At 61.1% G+C, this 16,208-nt stretch carries 17 protein-coding genes; 6 read left to right on the forward strand and 11 right to left on the reverse strand.

Annotated elements, in window-relative coordinates; translation table 11 throughout:
• The first annotated feature begins 58 nt into the window (after positions 1-58).
• Positions 59-1,027 (forward strand): quinone oxidoreductase family protein, encoded by a 969-nt coding sequence (locus BSG20_RS08140; protein WP_072373270.1) that lies wholly within the window; start codon positions 59-61, stop codon positions 1,025-1,027.
• Between the two features lie 76 nt (positions 1,028-1,103).
• The gene (locus BSG20_RS08145) at positions 1,104-2,246 is read left to right on the forward strand and encodes an alpha-hydroxy acid oxidase (protein WP_072373273.1); all 1,143 of its coding nucleotides are present in this window, start codon (positions 1,104-1,106) and stop codon (positions 2,244-2,246) included.
• A 1-nt stretch (position 2,247) separates the two neighbouring features.
• On the opposite strand, the gene BSG20_RS08150 is transcribed toward BSG20_RS08145, so the two are convergent.
• The 9 genes from BSG20_RS08150 to BSG20_RS08190 form a co-directional block, all read right to left on the reverse strand.
• On the reverse strand, positions 2,248-2,988 hold the full coding sequence (locus tag BSG20_RS08150; protein WP_072373276.1) for a metallophosphoesterase family protein: 741 nt from the start codon (positions 2,986-2,988) through the stop codon (positions 2,248-2,250).
• A 3-nt stretch (positions 2,989-2,991) separates the two neighbouring features.
• Complete coding sequence (uraH, locus tag BSG20_RS08155) at positions 2,992-3,348, reverse strand: hydroxyisourate hydrolase (RefSeq protein WP_072373278.1); 357 nt, start codon at positions 3,346-3,348, stop codon at positions 2,992-2,994.
• Positions 3,345-3,842 (reverse strand): ureidoglycolate lyase, encoded by a 498-nt coding sequence (locus BSG20_RS08160; RefSeq protein ID WP_072373281.1) that lies wholly within the window; start codon positions 3,840-3,842, stop codon positions 3,345-3,347. The genes uraH and BSG20_RS08160 overlap by 4 nt, the downstream gene beginning before the upstream one ends.
• A gap of 4 nt (positions 3,843-3,846) precedes the next feature.
• Positions 3,847-4,209: a HepT-like ribonuclease domain-containing protein gene (locus tag BSG20_RS08165; RefSeq protein WP_072373284.1), complete on the reverse strand. Its 363-nt coding sequence runs from the start codon at positions 4,207-4,209 to the stop codon at positions 3,847-3,849.
• The gene (locus BSG20_RS08170; protein WP_072373403.1) at positions 4,206-4,496 is read right to left on the reverse strand and encodes a nucleotidyltransferase family protein; all 291 of its coding nucleotides are present in this window, start codon (positions 4,494-4,496) and stop codon (positions 4,206-4,208) included. Before BSG20_RS08170 ends, BSG20_RS08165 begins: the two co-directional genes overlap by 4 nt.
• Before the next feature lie 54 nt (positions 4,497-4,550).
• A complete protein-coding gene (uraD, locus tag BSG20_RS08175; protein WP_072373287.1) occupies positions 4,551-5,048 on the reverse strand; it encodes a 2-oxo-4-hydroxy-4-carboxy-5-ureidoimidazoline decarboxylase in 498 nt (165 codons plus the stop codon).
• Positions 5,048-5,971, reverse strand: a complete 924-nt coding sequence (gene puuE / locus BSG20_RS08180; RefSeq protein WP_072373290.1) for an allantoinase PuuE — start codon at positions 5,969-5,971, stop codon at positions 5,048-5,050. Before puuE ends, uraD begins: the two co-directional genes overlap by 1 nt.
• A gap of 99 nt (positions 5,972-6,070) precedes the next feature.
• Positions 6,071-6,793 (reverse strand): DUF1045 domain-containing protein, encoded by a 723-nt coding sequence (locus BSG20_RS08185; RefSeq protein WP_072373293.1) that lies wholly within the window; start codon positions 6,791-6,793, stop codon positions 6,071-6,073.
• 112 nt (positions 6,794-6,905) lie between these two features.
• Positions 6,906-8,084 (reverse strand): NAD(P)/FAD-dependent oxidoreductase, encoded by a 1,179-nt coding sequence (locus BSG20_RS08190; RefSeq protein ID WP_072373296.1) that lies wholly within the window; start codon positions 8,082-8,084, stop codon positions 6,906-6,908.
• Between BSG20_RS08190 and mnmC2 the strand changes: the two genes are divergently transcribed.
• Positions 8,083-8,799: a tRNA (5-methylaminomethyl-2-thiouridine)(34)-methyltransferase MnmC2 gene (gene mnmC2, locus BSG20_RS08195; protein WP_072373298.1), complete on the forward strand. Its 717-nt coding sequence runs from the start codon at positions 8,083-8,085 to the stop codon at positions 8,797-8,799. The genes BSG20_RS08190 and mnmC2 overlap by 2 nt on opposite strands.
• Here the strand turns inward: mnmC2 and BSG20_RS08200 are convergent.
• A complete protein-coding gene (locus tag BSG20_RS08200; RefSeq protein WP_072373300.1) occupies positions 8,796-11,630 on the reverse strand; it encodes a response regulator in 2,835 nt (944 codons plus the stop codon). The two genes, mnmC2 and BSG20_RS08200, sit on opposite strands and share 4 nt — an antisense overlap.
• Before the next feature lie 293 nt (positions 11,631-11,923).
• Between BSG20_RS08200 and BSG20_RS08205 the strand changes: the two genes are divergently transcribed.
• The 3 genes from BSG20_RS08205 to BSG20_RS08215 all read left to right on the forward strand — a co-directional run bounded on the left by BSG20_RS08205 (position 11,924) and on the right by BSG20_RS08215 (position 15,196).
• Positions 11,924-12,322, forward strand: a complete 399-nt coding sequence (locus BSG20_RS08205) for a hypothetical protein (protein WP_072373302.1) — start codon at positions 11,924-11,926, stop codon at positions 12,320-12,322.
• A gap of 334 nt (positions 12,323-12,656) precedes the next feature.
• Positions 12,657-14,357 carry a DEAD/DEAH box helicase gene (locus BSG20_RS08210; RefSeq protein ID WP_072373304.1) on the forward strand — a complete coding sequence of 567 codons (1,701 nt, stop codon included), beginning with the start codon at positions 12,657-12,659 and terminating at the stop codon, positions 14,355-14,357.
• 197 nt (positions 14,358-14,554) lie between these two features.
• Positions 14,555-15,196, forward strand: coding sequence for a VOC family protein (locus tag BSG20_RS08215; protein ID WP_072373306.1), 642 nt, complete (start codon positions 14,555-14,557; stop codon positions 15,194-15,196).
• On the opposite strand, the gene BSG20_RS08220 is transcribed toward BSG20_RS08215, so the two are convergent.
• Positions 15,193-16,104, reverse strand: coding sequence for a DMT family transporter (locus BSG20_RS08220; RefSeq protein ID WP_072373308.1), 912 nt, complete (start codon positions 16,102-16,104; stop codon positions 15,193-15,195). The genes BSG20_RS08215 and BSG20_RS08220 overlap by 4 nt on opposite strands.
• Positions 16,105-16,208 lie beyond the last annotated feature (104 nt).

Raw genomic sequence — 16,208 nt, forward strand, 5'->3', positions numbered from 1 at the left:
TTTTCGATCATGACGCCACGCGCAATGATGGCTGCAACAGCAATCGGAGTGCGCTTTCATGGACAGGGTCGTTACACTTCTCGCGCCGGGCGGCATCGAGCAATTGCAGGTTTTTGAACAGACGCCGCAGGATCCGGGCGCAACTGAAATCCGGATACGCCATGATGCGGTCGGCATGAACTTCCTCGACATCTACCACCGGCGCGGGCTCTACCCGTTGCCTGCCTACCCCGCCGTGCTCGGCGTCGAAGGTTCCGGCGTCGTGGAAGCAGTCGGAACAGAGGTCACCGACCTGAAGGCCGGCGACCGCGTTGTCTACGCTGGCGCGCCTGTCGGCGCCTATGCCGCGACACGACTGCTTCCCGCGGCGCGCGCCATCCGCCTGCCTGATAGCGTGCCCTCACAGGTTGCCGCTGCCTCCATGCTGAAGGGGCTGACGGCCTATATGCTGCTGACCAAGACCTACCGCGTCGAGCCCGAAACCACCGTCCTCGTCCATGCCGCCGCCGGAGGTCTCGGAAGCATCCTCGTGCCGTGGGCCAAGCATCTTGGCGCCACCGTCATCGGAACCGTCAGCTCGCAGGAAAAGGCAGAGCTTGCCCGCGCATATGGCGCCGATCACCTGATCGTCGGCCGCGATGCCGATGTCGTCGGCGCCGTGAAGACGGTGACAGACAACAGAGGCGTTGACGTTGTCTATGACGGCATCGGCGGCAGCATGCTCGCAAAGTCCATTCGGGCCGTCCGTCCGCTCGGCGTCGTGGCAACCATCGGACAGGCCGGCGGACCGATCCCGCCCGTCTCAGTGGACGAGCTCCGTCCGGGCAAATGGCTGACGCATCCGAGCATCATGGCCTACATCACGGATACCGCCAGCTACCTGGCGGCAGCCGAGGCGGTGGTCGCAATGCTGGCATCCGGCATCGCTGCAACGATCGCCCGCGAATACGCTTTGGAGGAGGCTGCGCTAGCCCAGCAATTCCTCGAAGAGGGACGTGCCGCAGGCAGTCTGATTCTTGTTCCATAGGCAACGAAAGAGATACACAAAGCCTCGGATATCGTGTTAAGGGCCATGGCGTTATTCCGATGTGAAAGTCTTATCCATGGCCACTCCTCTCACGATCGCCGACCTGAAAAGTCTCGCCCAGCGCCGCGTCCCGAAGATGTTTTTCGACTATGCGGATTCCGGTGCCTGGACAGAGTCGACCTACCAGGCGAACGAGAGCGATTTCTCCAAGATCAAGCTGCGCCAGCGCGTGCTCGTCGACATGACGAACCGCACGCTGGAGACGACGATGATCGGCCAGAAGGTGGCAATGCCGGTGGCCCTTGCCCCGACCGGCATGACCGGCATGCAGCATGCCGACGGCGAAATGCTGGCCGCCCGCGCCGCCGAGGAATTCGGCGTTCCCTTCACGCTGTCGACGATGAGCATCTGCTCGATCGAAGATGTCGCCTCGGTCACCACGAAGCCCTTCTGGTTCCAGCTCTACGTGATGCGCGACAAGGACTTCGTGCTCAACCTGATCAACCGCGCCAAGGCGGCGAAGTGTTCTGCCCTCGTCCTGACCGCCGACCTGCAGATTCTCGGCCAGCGCCATAAGGACCTGCGCAACGGCCTTTCGGCACCGCCGAAGTTCACGCCGAAGCACATCTGGCAGATGGCGACACGCCCCTTCTGGTGCCTGGACATGCTGCAGACGAAGCGCCGCACCTTCGGCAACATCGTCGGGCACGCCAAGAACGTTTCGGACCTCTCCTCGCTCTCGTCCTGGACGGCAGAGCAGTTCGACCCGCAGCTTTCCTGGGCCAACGTTGCCTGGATCAAGGAACAATGGGGCGGCCCGCTGATCATCAAGGGCATCTGCGACGTCGAGGATGCGAAGGCGGCAGCTGAAACTGGCGCCGATGCCATCATCGTCTCCAACCATGGCGGCCGTCAGCTCGATGGCGCTCCCTCTTCGATCAGCATGCTGCCTGATATCGTCGACGCCGTCGGCCACAAGATCGAGGTGCATCTGGACGGCGGCATTCGCTCCGGCCAGGACGTGCTGAAGGCGATTGCCCTTGGCGCCAAGGGCACCTATATCGGCCGCCCCTTCCTCTACGGCCTCGGCGCCATGGGTAAGGATGGCGTTACACTCACCCTCAACATCCTGCGCAAGGAAATGGATGTCACCATGGCTCTCTGCGGCAAGCGCGACATCAACGACGTCAACTCGTCAATCATCGCTGGAAGGCAATAGGTTACGGCATCCAGCCTGTCGCAAGCGCGCCTGCCCAATCCGGGCGGGCGTTTTCTTTTGCGAGGCAGGACATGGCCATATGGTCGTAGGCAACGGCTCGGAAGTCCGGCAGCCAGCCAGCCTCGCCCTTCTCTAGGATGCAATAGGACGCCAGGGTGTGGCCGGTCTCGACCTTGTGGTAGTGTGGCGCGTCATCGTCATAGGCGGGGCAGCCGACGCTACCGGGATTGACGATGAGCCTGTTGTCGCTGAGGCGAACCATTCGCGGGATATGGCTGTGGCCGCAGAGGATCAGCGGGAAATCCGTGCCTTTCGCCAGCGCCTCGATCTCCCCGAGCGGCTTCAGGAACACGTGACCTTCGACGGACACGGACTCCAGCCAGTAGATGTTGTCGTTCGCCGGCGTCGCGTGGCAAAGATAGATTTCGTCACGGTAGACCGCACTTGTCGGCAGGCTGCGCAGCCATTGCAGGTCGTCCTCGTTCAGCTGACTGAAAGCAGCCGCGTCGGAGGCATGCATGGCATTTCGCGCCTGTTCAATCAGATAGCGATCGTGATTGCCGCGCACGGTCAACATGTCGAGCGCCCGCAGGCGCTCGGCGGTTCGCCCCGCTGTCAGCGGCCCGCTGAAGCAATCGCCGAGATTGACGATATCGCCAATCCCCAGCGCCGCGATGTCGGCAAGCACCGCTTCCAGCGCGAGATGATTGCCATGGATGTCTGCAATGGCGGCAAAACGCATGGTCTAGCTGCCGCGATAGGTCGAATAGCCATAGGGCGAGATCAACAGCGGCACGTGATAATGCGCGCTCACGTCGGCGATGCCGAAACGGATGGGCACGAGATCCAGAAACGCCGGATGCGGCAGGGCGATACCCGCCGCGCGCAGGTAGTCGCCAGCGTGGAAGAGCAGTTCGTAGGTTCCCGCCTTAAAGCTGTCGCCGATCAAGATAGGTCCGCCATCGACGCGGCCATCGGAATTTGTACTGACCGTCTTGATGTGGCGACGGAAGTCCCCATCCAGATGGAAGAGATCGATCCGCAGCCCTACGGCCGGTTTGCCGGCGGCAGTATCGAGAACGTGTGTGGTCAGTCCGGTCATAGGATCGGCTCGCTGATGATGAACGGGGTTTCGAAGAAGTATTCTTCCAGATTGTTACCGGGTCCCTCACGGTCTACGACGAGGAAGTCGCTGGCGGCGCCGAGAGACATCAGCGGATGATGCCAGACATTGCGGCGATAGTTCACGCCCTGATCGCCTCGGGCCAGGAACACCCGAGGGCGACCGGGCCTGCCTTCGTCCTCGGACACGACAACGAGGTAGGGGCGGCCGGAGATCGGCGAAAAGCTCTGGCTGCCGAACGGATGCCGCTCCATCATGCCGACTTCGTAGGGAAAGGCGCGCGGCTGACCGCGGAAGAGGTTGATGATGACGCGCGCGCCCTCGCCCACTGCTTCGGCCGCGGACAGCGCATGGAAGCGCTCCGTCGTGCCGTTGTTGATATAGCGCAGCGTTGCCGGATCGGCTTCGATCACGTCGCCGAAGGGCGCGAAGGCAGATTTGGTGAGGGGAAAAATGTCGAGACGTTGGTTCACAGGTTTATTCGCCTTGGATGCGCCAATGGCGTATCGATTGAAGCTGCGAGATCAGGTCGGTCAAATCACTTCGCACGGTGCCCCAAATGGCCGAAAGGTCCGCGCGATAGTAGTCGTGCACGATCAGATTGCGCATTCCCTTTATCTTTGCCCAGGGAAGTTCAGCGTGATCGCGGACGAAATCGGGATGGCTAACGCCGATCCGAACTGCGGCCTCGCCTAAGAGGACGAGGGACATGGTCACGGCGAGTTGGGTTCTAAGATCGGCCAGAAAAGCGTTCTCGGTCATGCCCTCCGTCAGCGCGCATGCCTGCTCGGCAGCTTGCTGCATACGATCGACATTTTCCACGAGCCGTTCTGTGCTCATACGACGATCGCTTCCGAGAGAACGCGTTCCCGTATCTTGTCCGGAAGACCCCCTGGCGTGACCAGATCCACCTTCACACCAAGTGTCTCCGTCAATTCCTCCAGCAACCCGCCAAGATCGAACAATGTCGTGCCTGGCAAGGTGTCGACCAAGATATCTAGATCGCTATCCGGCCGATCCTCGCCGCGCGCCACGGAGCCGAAGACACGCGGGTTCGTCGCGTTGAAGCGCTTCGTCGCTTCGCGGATCGCCTGCCTGTTCTTCTCCAGCACTTCTGAGGGCTTCATGACGCAACTATAAGTCACGGAGGCAAAAGAGAAAAGCCGTACGACTGGGGTGTCTCAACGCCCCGGCAACATCGTTTCGAGGCGCAGCAGCGCAATGCGCTCGACCTCAGCCGTGGCGGTGGTGAATTCCTCGTCGCGGCCGTTGTCGATGCGCTTTTCGAAGGCCGCGAGAATATCGTCCTTGTTCAGCCCCTTTACGGCGATGATGAACGGAAAGCCGAATTTTTCGACATAGGCGGCGTTGAGTTCGGTGAACCGTGCGTGCTCCTCGGCGCTCAGGCGATCGAGCCCGGCGCCGGCCTGTTCCTTTTTGCTGTCTTCCGTCAGCTCGCCTGCGATCGCGAGGCGCCCGGCAAGATCGGGATGAGCGCGCAGCACGCCGAGCCGCTCTTCCGGGCTTGCTGCACGAAAGATGGCGACGAGCGCCGTGTGCACACGATCCACGGTCAGTTCATCACCGATGAAACCGTCGTCATAGGCGCGCTCGGCAACGAACGGCGAATGCTCAAAGACGCCGCCATAACGTGATACGAACTCGTCCCGCGAAAGCATCAGATCGTCTCCGGCTTGTGGTGGGCATGCCAATGCTGCGCGATCTCGATGCGCCGCGGGATCCACACCTTGTCATGCTTCAGCACGTATTCCATGAACCGCTTCAGCGCCGCCGCGCGGCCCGGGCGACCAACAAGTCGGCAGTGCAGGCCCACCGACATCATCTTGGGGCTGCCTGCCTTGCCTTCTTCATAAAGCGTATCAAAGGCATCCTTGAGGTAGGTGAAAAACTGGTCGCCCGAATTGAAGCCCTGTGGCGTGGCAAACCGCATGTCGTTGGTTTCGAGCGTATAGGGAATGATGAGGAACGGCTTGTCATCGATGCCTTTCACCCAAAACGGCAGGTCGTCGGCATATGAGTCAGAAGAATAGAGGAACCCTCCCTCTTCCATGACGAGACGCAGCGTGTTGTCCGAGGGCTTGCCCTGATACATGCCGTAGGGACGCTCGCCGGTCAGCGCCGTGTGCAGGCGCACGGCTTCCTGAATATGCTTGCGCTCGACGTCTTCCTGGAAATCCTTGTATTCCAGCCAGCGGTAGCCATGGCTGGCGATTTCCCAGCCGGCTTCCTTCATGGCCGCGACGGCCTCGGGATTGCGCGCCATGGCGAGCGTCACGCCATAAACGGTCGCCTGAACCTTGAGTTCCGTGAACAGGCGCCACAATCGCCAGAAACCGGCGCGCGAGCCATATTCATAGATCGACTCCATGTTGAGGTTGCGTTGGCTCTGCCAGGGTGCAGCGCCGACGATTTCCGACAGAAGGTTTTCGGAGGCCGGATCGCCGTCTAGAATGCAGCTCTCGCCACCCTCTTCGTAATTGATGACGAACTGGACGGCGACGCGGGCATCGCCCGGCCACTTCGGATCGGGCGTATTGCGTCCATAGCCGATGAGATTGCGCGGATAGGTCTCGGATACCATGAAATCACCTTCCTGAAAGTCGGCGAAACGGTAACATCCGGGGACGGAATGTCGAGACGGAAAGTACGCAACAGAGTTTCGCCTTTGCGGCACAAACCCTTAGGCTAACGCAGGAACACGATCCCGCCGAGCGCTGACCTTGCCCATCGGATGTAGCGAATGCACGCGAAACGGCCCGCTATTCCCTTCCTCGATCATCAAGGCAACGTTGGCGACCTTCACGCGATCGGCAAGTACCGGCTCGAAGACGCCGCGAAGCGCCTGCTCGACCCGTGGCATGTCGCATTGGCTGACGGGGCCGGTCAGCGGCATGTGAAAACGAAATTCGTCCATCACATAGGGGCTTCCCCAGCGGTGCAGATTGGCGAACTGCGCCGCAGATAGACCACCCGGATCGGTCCGCTCGATTTCCGCCTCGCTCAACGGCGCGCGGAATCGATCGAACTGCTGAACAACGGCATTGGCAAGGTAGTGGGCGTGTTCGCAGGGCAGCGAGGGAACGAGACTGTAGAACGCACCGAGGCGGGCCACCTCCAGACGATTGATGTGAAACGGCGTCAGTGTGCCGCAGAAGCGCATAAGATCACGCAAAAGTTGCGCCTCCGTCACATCGGCGGCAAGGCGGAAGGGTGCCTTCAGGACACCGTGAAAACCATAGCGGCGTGGCATCGCCGTGTGGAAAGCGATCTCGTGAATGCTCAGGCCGCGTATTGCGGTCGGCTCGACCGTCTCGCCGGAAAACACGTTCCGACCCAACCAATTTGCGGCCACATATGAGAGCGGGTCGCTCGCGGCGGGCGTGAAGCAAATGGCATAGCGCATCGAATTTCCTCCGTAGACAAACGGCGCAGCCCTCCGTCGGCGCCGCGATTGCGCTAGCAGATAGGTGATTTGCGTGACAGATTGACGAAAGGCAGGAAACGCTAATTCACGTTTAGCGTGAAGCTACGCGGATGTGATTGGCAAGCAGGAAGCTTTCGGGCAGCGCAAAGGGCGGCTGACGACCGGCGGCCAGGTGGACCGCGACCGCCGCCAGATGGTGCGCCAGACCGAAGCTGACCTTGAAGCCGCCGGTCAAGGCGACAAGGCTGTCATGATCCGGATGCGCGCCAACCATCGGATCACGGTCGATCGCCTTCGGCCGCAGACCGGCCCATCGTTCAAGAATGGGCGCGCCTTGCAATGCCGGCACCAGTTGTGCGGCTGCCTCAATCAGCGCGTCCAGCTGTCGATCGGTCGAGAACGGCTCGTCGAAGCGAACCTCGCTCGTGCTGCCGATGGCGACATGACCGCCCTCATGGGCAACAATATACAGCCCATCGCGGAAGATCGTCGGCATGGACGGGTCCACGTCGACTTTCAGCAATGCCGCCTGGCCTTTGACGGGCTGGCCGAGCGGCCTTGAAAGACCCCCGGTGCAACGCTCGAGCAAGGGAAAGGATTGGTGGCCCGCGGCCACAATGCATTGGCTGAAAGTAACGTCGCCCATGCTGGTCTTTGCGACCTTGTGCTGAAGATCGAGACCATCGATTGAAACGTGCTCGGCAACGCGGACATGCCGCGCGTCCCGCAGGAATGCAGCGAGTACAGCGATGAGAGAGAGCGGGGCAACTCTGGCGGCAAGCGTGTCGAGGACGAAGCCACTTTCGCCAGCCGCGCCGTCGAGCCAATTCTCTTGGGGAGGCCTGTCGAGCACATGCCAGTGGAAGCGCCGCTCGCCCGCCATCCAGTGGTCCTCAGCATCCCGGGAATGGCCAAGCGCGATCTTACGCAAATGCGGCTTCGGCAACGGAATGAGACGCCCTGAGCGGCGATAGCCGGTGGAAAGGCCCGTCTGCTGTTCCAACGCTGCAATCTCCGCTTCCAGCGAAACCAGCGCATCGAACTGAAATTGCTTCTTGGCGTTCCACTTGTCGGGCATATGCGCCATGAGCGCGCCGAGCAGGCCACCGCTTGCGCCGTGGCCGAGCCGATCGGCGTCGACGAGCAACGCATCGATGCCGAGACGCTCCGCGTGAACTGCCGCCCACAGCCCCATGATCCCGCCGCCGACGATCAGCAGGGCAGTCGATGATTGACCGGAAGGCAAGGCCGGACTATCGGCTTTGGTCATGACAGATACGGATCCTGAAAAAATCGCTGGCGCACACCCGCCGCTTGAGTGGCGCGACGGCGATATGCCCTATTCACCGGCCTTTGGCGACCATTTTTATTGCCAGACTGATGGCAGGTTGGAATGCGGGCATGTCTCCCTTGCCGGCAACGGCCTGCCGCAACGCTGGCAGGTTCACGGCGACTTCCTGATCGGCGAGCTCGGCTTCGGCACCGGTTTGAACTTTGCCGAAACATGGCGCCAGTGGAAGCTCAATCGGCGCACGGGGCAGCAACTCCACTTCATGTCGTTCGAGCTTTATCCGATGCAGCGCGAGGAAATCGACCGTGCGCTTTCTCATTGGACCGAGATCGATGCCGAACGGCAAGCCCTGGCGGCAGCCTGGCCAGAAATGCCGCAGGCAACGGTATCCCTGAGGCTTGATGACCAGACATCCCTCAGCGTCGTCTGCGGCCGCGCTCTTGAAGGTGTTGCGGCCACCGAGGCCGGCTTCGACGCCTGGTATCTCGATGGCTTCGCCCCGTCGCGCAATGCCGACATGTGGTCTGCAGAATTGATGCGCCTCGTCTGCGACAAGACGAAGCCGAACGGAACCTTTGCGACCTATGCCGCGGCCGGCTTTGTCCGGCGCAACCTGATTGCGGCAGGCTTTGTGGTGGAGCGTCGAAGCGGCTTTGCCGGAAAGCGCGAGATGCTGTGCGGAATCAAATCCTAGCTCGCCGAGCGCCCAGCCTGTTGCTCGCTTCGGCCCAACCAGAGCTCCAGCTTCTCTTCGAGCAGTTCCGGGCTGATCGGCTTTGACATGTAGTCGTCCATGCCTGCCTCCAGGCAGATGTCGCGGTCGGCCTCCAGCGCATGCGCCGTCACTCCGATAATTGGCACGCGATGGCCTTGTCCGCGCTCGCGATTGCGTATTGCGCGTGTCGCGTCATGGCCGTTCATCACGGGCATCGAGACATCCATCACGATGATGCGTGGGGTATAACGGTCAAAGGCCTCGACGGCCTCCCAACCGTTGCCGACAACGAGAAAGTTGCGGCCGCTTGCCTGCAATATCTGCGTGAAGACGATCTGGTTGACCTCGTTGTCTTCCGCAACCAGCACATCGATGAACTCGCTCGGTGCACGTTCGCAAGGCTGGACCTTGGGGAGCGCCGGCGGTGCCTCCTGAACGCTGGGCGGCATGGCGACAGCCGCGGGAACCTGCTTCGCCCGGCTCGTACGCACGGCGTCAACGATGGTGTTCCTCAGCACGCTGGCCCGCGCCGGCTTCATCAGATGGGCTTGGCCGTTAAGCGCTGCGAACTCTTTTTCGGCCCCGGAAATGTCCATCGATGTGAGAAAGATGATCGGCAGACGCTCGAAGCGCCTGTCGATGCGCAGTTTCCGCGCGATCCCGGCCCCATTCATGCCCGGTATCTGGTCGTCGAGCACGACCGCATCGATCCTTATGCCAAGCTCATCCGCAGCCTCGAGGATTGCAAATGCCGCGGGTCCGTCTTCGGCCGCCGCGCCATCGAAGCCCCAAAGCGCCAATTGCTCGGTCAAAATCTGTCGGTTGACCGCATTGTCGTCGACGATGAGAACACGCGCACCCCTGACGTTGACGGGCAGCGGCTTTGCCAGGCGCGCCGCGGCCACGACGAAAGGCAGGTTCACGGTAAAGACCGAGCCTTCCCCCGGCTGACTGTCCACCTCGAGGTTGCCGCCGAACAAGTCGACCAGTCCTGCCGTGATGGCAAGGCCAAGTCCGGTTCCCTCGTGGCGACGCCTGGAGGATGCGTCGACCTGCGAAAACTTGTCAAAAATGGACTCGAGCTTGTCGCCCGGAATGCCGATGCCGGTATCCTTAACCCGGATGTTCGCCATGAACTCGTCTTGCGCGCCCGGTGTGAAGCCGACGTCCACAAGGACGTGACCACGCTCCGTGAACTTCACGGCATTGCCGACGAGATTGGCGATGATCTGCCGGAAGCGCGCCGCATCGCCGATCACGGCCGACGGCAAATCAGGCGCCGCGCGCACCAGCAGCTCGATGTTTTTTTCGGCTGCCGGTGACGACAGGAGGGTCGCAACATCCTCGATCGCCTCGACCAGATCGAACGTCGTGCGCTGGAGCGTCATTTGGCCGGCATCGATCTTGGAGAAATCAAGAATGTCGTTGATGATCGTCACTAGCGCATGGCCTGATTTGACGATGATATCGATGAACGTCTTCTGACGCGTATCGAGATTGGTCTTCGCCAGCAATTCAGCCATGCCGAGAACACCGTTCATGGGTGTCCGGATCTCATGGCTCATGTTCGCCAGGAACTCCGATTTGACGCGATCGGCGGCTTCGGCCCGTGACAGGAGCTGCTCGAGCTCGGCTTCGCGCTCCTTTGCTTCGGTAACGTCGGTGAACAATGCAATCCAATGCTGGCGCTCACTGATGGTAGCATCCAGGTTGACCCAACGCTCTCCGGCGATATGGAATGGCGTCGAGATCGGTTTCTTGGCCGCGATGTTGTCACGCCAAGTCGTGAGGATTTCATCCTCCTGACCGTGAAAATCCCCACGTTGAGCGCAGAACCTGAAGAGGTCGATCCATCCCCGACCGACAGCCAGGTATTCGGACGGAATGGCGAGGATGTCGCTGAGTGGGTCGCTGGCGAGCAGGATGATCCCGTCCTGCACGATCAAAAGGCCCTGGGACATCGCACGTGTCGCGTCGTGCATCAGATCGCCCAGATGCTCGAGCGCTGCGCGCGTTTCGTGGACTTCCTTTTCGCGCTCACGCACAGCAGTCACATCAGCATAGGAAAGCAGAACCCGGCCATTGGAGAGATTTCGGCCATCGAAAAGCACTCGCTTGCCGCCGACCCAGCCGAGTTCCACCGGCTGCTGTTGCCTCTCTGCCGCCTGGAAATGCGCCTCACGCCGCGCAAGGATCTGTTCAGGTGTCAACCTGGCGCCGTAGCGTCCGAGCTCGTGACTGTGACGGATCACGTCGATGAAGGCCCAGCCGTCAAAGCGGTGGTCGCGCGGTAGATCCCAGACATCGTAGAACTCGTCATTGGTGTAGAGAACATCGCGCTTGTCGTCGAGGATCATGACGCCGACGGGAAGAGCGCGAAGGATGTTTTGGAGATCCTCTGTCAGAGCCTGGCTGCGTGCCAAGGCCGACGCCGAACGGCTATCGCCGCCATGACGCGGGGCCTTTCTTTCGAAAAGACCCAGTATGTAGACACGGTCTTCGGACGGCGAAAAGCTCTCTATTCGCACCCGCTCATGCCCGACAGCACCGGCGTCGAAGCAAACGGCACTTTCCTCGCTTGCAAAGACAAGAGCACGACGTTCCTTGTCCTCGCGGATCTCCTCTTCCGGCGTATCAACGAGTTCGCGACTCCTGCGCCCGATGAAATCGGAGATTTCCTTTCCAAAGAAGGACGCATAGGCCTCGTTGACGGCCACGTAGCGAAGCTCACTGTTCTTGACATAGGCAGGACGCTCCAGATCCGCGATCCGGCGGCAGGCCAGTTCGAGAAGGTCCCCGCTCGATGTCAAAATTGGTCCTCAGTCAGGAAACGCTTGTGCATCGATCGACTATAAACGGACGCTCTTTAACAAGGCTTTAACCATAATTGTCGCCGGCCTCGATCAGCGCGAGCAATCCGCGCTTTCGCCGAACACGGTCGATCAGCGATCATCCGTGGCGGCGGGCCAAATCGAGTAAACATCCCGGAATTGTGGTATAGTTTCACTCGTTTCTAGAATGGACCCGTTCAGTTGGCCCGTATACCCGAACGGTTTCGCCTGACGGCTTCAAGAACAAGCTTCGTCTGCGAAAGGAGACGACCATGTCCGTACTTCATAAAAGCGTGGCGGCGGGCTTAATGGCATTGACCCTGACTGGTGCATCCCTGATCCCGGCAACACCCGCAAATGCCAACAGTGACTTCTGGGGCGGTGTCGCCGCCGGGGCCGTCGGCGGCATTCTGCTGTCGCAGGTTGCGCGCCCCTACCCGTATTACGGCTACTACCCCGGCGCGTACTACAGGCCATACTACAGGCCCTACTACAACTCATATTATAGGCCTTACTACGGTTACGGCTACAGACCGTACTACAGGCCTTATTCGGCCTATCGGAGCCCCTACAGGCCCTACTATTCGCGGTACTACTACGCGCCTCGCTGCCATGTCGAATGGCGACGCAGCGGTTGGGGCGAAGCTTACCGGACAAGGGTCTGCTACTGAGATCGGCGCTGGCTTGGGGGCGTGGCCGGGCCTTTGCGGCCGCCGCTCCCTGAACCGGTGCTCTTGACTTTTGGCCCGAACTAGACCAAATGCAGGCCAGCTTTCACCTTCCGGCCGCCGCGTGAGCGTGCCCCTGCCAGCAAATAGGATGCAGGAAGAAGGACAAAAGCGCATTTCATACAGGCCGCATCCCAAGACGCGGCAGAAGCGCTGGAAAGCTTTTTCCAACAAGACAAGTTCCCACTTCACGCGGGGTTCTTGACGCCAGAATGACACCGGGCCGCACTCTGCGATCCGGCGGATTTGTTTTGGCGCGCCCTAAAAAGGTTATGACTTGACCAATTTTGAATCGCTTGGTGTATCCAAGCCGATCGTCGCTACACTTTTCCAGCTCGGCATCGAAACGCCGACCCCTATCCAGGAAAAGGCAATCCCGCTTCTCCTTCAAGGCCGTGATCTCATCGGCCTCGCCCAGACCGGCACCGGCAAGACGGCCGCCTTCGGCCTACCGTTGATCGAAAAGCTCATCCCCGAAGAACGTCGCCCGGACAACCGCACGACCCGTACGCTGATCCTGGCGCCGACCCGCGAGCTGGTGAACCAGATCGCCCAGAACCTGAAGAACTTCCTGCGCAAGTCTCATCTGCGCATCAACGTCGTCGTCGGCGGCGTGTCGATCAACAAGCAGCAGCTGCAGCTTGAAAAGGGCACGGACATTCTCGTCGCCACGCCGGGCCGCCTGCTCGACCTCGTCAACCGTCGCGCCATCGGCCTCACCGCCGTGCGCTACCTTGTGCTCGACGAAGCCGACCAGATGCTCGACCTCGGCTTCGTGCACGACCTGCGCAAGATCTCCAAGATGGTGCCGAAGAAGCGCCAGACCATGCTGTTTTCGGCCACCATGCCGAAGGCGATCGCCGATCTCGCTGCCGACTTCCTGACCGATCCGGTCAAGGTCGAAGTCACGCCTCCCGGCAAGGCTGCCGACAAGGTCGAACAGTATGTTCACTTCGTCAACGGCAAGAACGACAAGACCGATCTCCTGAAGAAGTCGCTCTCCGAAAACCCAGATGGCCGCGCCATCGTATTCCTGCGCACCAAGCACGGCGCCGAGAAGCTGATGAAGCACCTCGAGCATGTCGGCTATTCCGTTGCCTCGATCCACGGCAACAAGAGCCAGGGCCAGCGCGAGCGCGCCCTCAAGGCCTTCAAGGACGGCGACATCAAGACGTTGATCGCCACCGACGTCGCTGCCCGCGGCATCGACATTCCGGCCGTCAGCCACGTCTACAACTACGACCTGCCGGAAGTAGCCGAAGCCTATGTCCACCGTATCGGCCGCACGGCCCGTGCCGGTCGCGACGGCATCGCGATTGCCTTCTGCGCGCCTGACGAGTCGCGCCTGCTGCGCGACATCGAGCGCCTGATGAGCATTAACATCGCCGTTGCCAGCGGCGAAGCCCCTGCCAACATGAACGCGACCCCACGCCGCGGCAATGGCAACGGCAATGGCGGCAACCGTGGCCAGGGTCGTGGCGGTGAAGGTCGCGGCGGCGAAGGCCGCGGCGAACATAACCGCTCGGGCGGTCGTCCGGAGCGTCGTCCGCGTCGCGAAGGCGAAGGCGGCGAAGTGCGCGCCGACAACGAGGAACGGCGCGAGCGTCGTCCGCGTCCGGAGCGCCAGCCCCAGTCCCAGCGCAACGAGGACTTCCGCGGCCAGCGCCGTGGCGAGCCTACGCCTGCCGTCGGTCCCGACAATGATCTGGCCACGACGTCCGACTTCCGTCCGGCCCGCAAGCCACAGCGCCCGCAGCATGGCAACCATGCCAATGGCAGTGATGCAAACCGTCATCATCCCGGCGGTGGCGCACGCAACGCCCATGGTCGTCCGGCCCGCAAGTACGGTGAAGACCGCGGCGCGCAGGCCAATGCCGGCGGTGGCGAGCGTGGCGAACGTCGTGAAGGCAACGGCGGCAACCGCCGCGGTGGCCCTTCGCGCGGTGGCAACGGTGGTCAGCGCCGCGAACGCGCCTGATTAAAAAGAGAGGGCGGGAGAAATCCCGCCCTTCAAAATGCGCCTCTTGCGGCGCCAGATCGATTCCCCATGATTTCAATCCTACCTTGTAGCAACCGGTCAGCTGCGTTAGGATGAGGGTGCTGCTGTAGGGCGCGTCGGCCTCAGGCCGGAGGGGCATTGCCCGCCTACGACAAAGTCAAATGTAGTGCGCGCCCATGCCCAATATCGAAAACCTTCGAAAGCAAGCCAAGACCTACCTGCGATGGCATCGCCAACGGTACCATCCCGTGGCGGCGCAAATCAGGTGGATTCTGCCCGGATATCGAGACCAAAGCGATCGAGAGATACTGGAAGCAGATTTCAAGCTCAGCGACGCCCAGGAGCTTGTTGCCAGAAAGCATGGCTTTGCGAATTGGCCGGCGCTGATCAAAGGGATCGAAGCCATGACAGACACGCCAGTCCTCAATAGCAACGGCTCGCTTATCATATCCGCGCAGCCGCAACTCTTCGTCGCCGACCTCGATGCCGCATTCCGGTTTTATGTCCAGCAGCTCGGCTTTCACGTCGCATTTTCCTATGGAGAGCCGCCATTTTATGCCCAGGTCTTTCGAGATGGCGCCTGCTTGAATCTGCGAAAGGTCGGCGTGCCCGCTTTCAACGCCGGCTTCAGAGCCCGAGAGGTCGATGCCCTTTCCGCAACCCTGACCCTCGACGATCCGAAACCGCTGTTCCTGGAATTTCAGGCGGCGGGCGTCGCGTTTCATCAGTCTCTACGGACCGAGCCATGGGGTGCACGCACCTTCATCGTGCGGGATCCGGATGGAAACCTGATCGCCTTTTCAGGCGGCGAAATCTAGGCGCGCCTCAACGCGGCCATATCTCGTGAAGGCACGCTCGCCGGTCGGTTTGTCAGATAGACGCCGGCAACGACCACGATAGTGCCGAGGATCAGGGGCAGCGTCAGCGGCTCGCCGAAAGCGATAAAGGCCTCGAGCGCCACCGTTGGCGGCATCAGATAAATGAGCGAAGCCGCCCGCGAGACCTGACCGCGACGAATGAGATAGAGCAGCAGTCCGACGCCGCCCATCGAGAGCCCGAATACCGACCAGATAAGCGCCGCGATGGCCTGCGCCGACGCATCGAAATGCATGCGCTCGAAAGTAAGCATCAGCGGCAAGGTGACGATCAGCGCACCGACATATTGCAGCGTGGCGATCGGTAGAAGGTTGCCGGTCTGCAGATGCTTCTTTTGATAGAGCGTTCCGTAAGTGACGGAACACATGGCGATAAGGTTGATTGCCAACGGCAGCGCCGCATGCGCCAGATCAGCGGTGGCAGGATCGAAGAGCTTCGGCGATATCGCCATTGCGATGCCGAGGAAACCGAGCAACAAACCAAGCCTCTGGACGCCCTGCAGGCGCTCACCGACGAGCAGCGGCGCAGCCATTGCCGTCAGAAGCGGCTGCAGGGCGGCAATGATGCCTGATATCCCCGCCGGCACGCCATTCGCGATCGCCCACCATAGGCCGGCGAGATAGAAGCCATGCAGGAACACACCGGAATAGACCGCCTTGAAAGCAACCGCCCTGCCCGGCCACGCCGCGCGCATTACCAGGCAAAGGCTGAAAAACGCCAGCGCCGACAACGCGTAACGCACCGCAAGGAAGGTAAAGGGCTCCGAGTGGAGGGCGGCGTATTTCGCCACGACCCAGCCGGTCGACCAGAGGAGAACGAAAATGGCGGGTGCAAAGCGATCGAGCGACATAAATTGATCCCGGGGCAATGGATTGCGGTGGGGATAGCCGAACGTTGGGCTGCCCGTCAAAGGCGAACCGCTGATCCTTACCTGAAGTTTCGTTGATGCTGGGC

The organism is Rhizobium tibeticum, assembly GCF_900110205.1.
GTDB lineage: Bacteria > Pseudomonadota > Alphaproteobacteria > Rhizobiales > Rhizobiaceae > Rhizobium > Rhizobium tibeticum.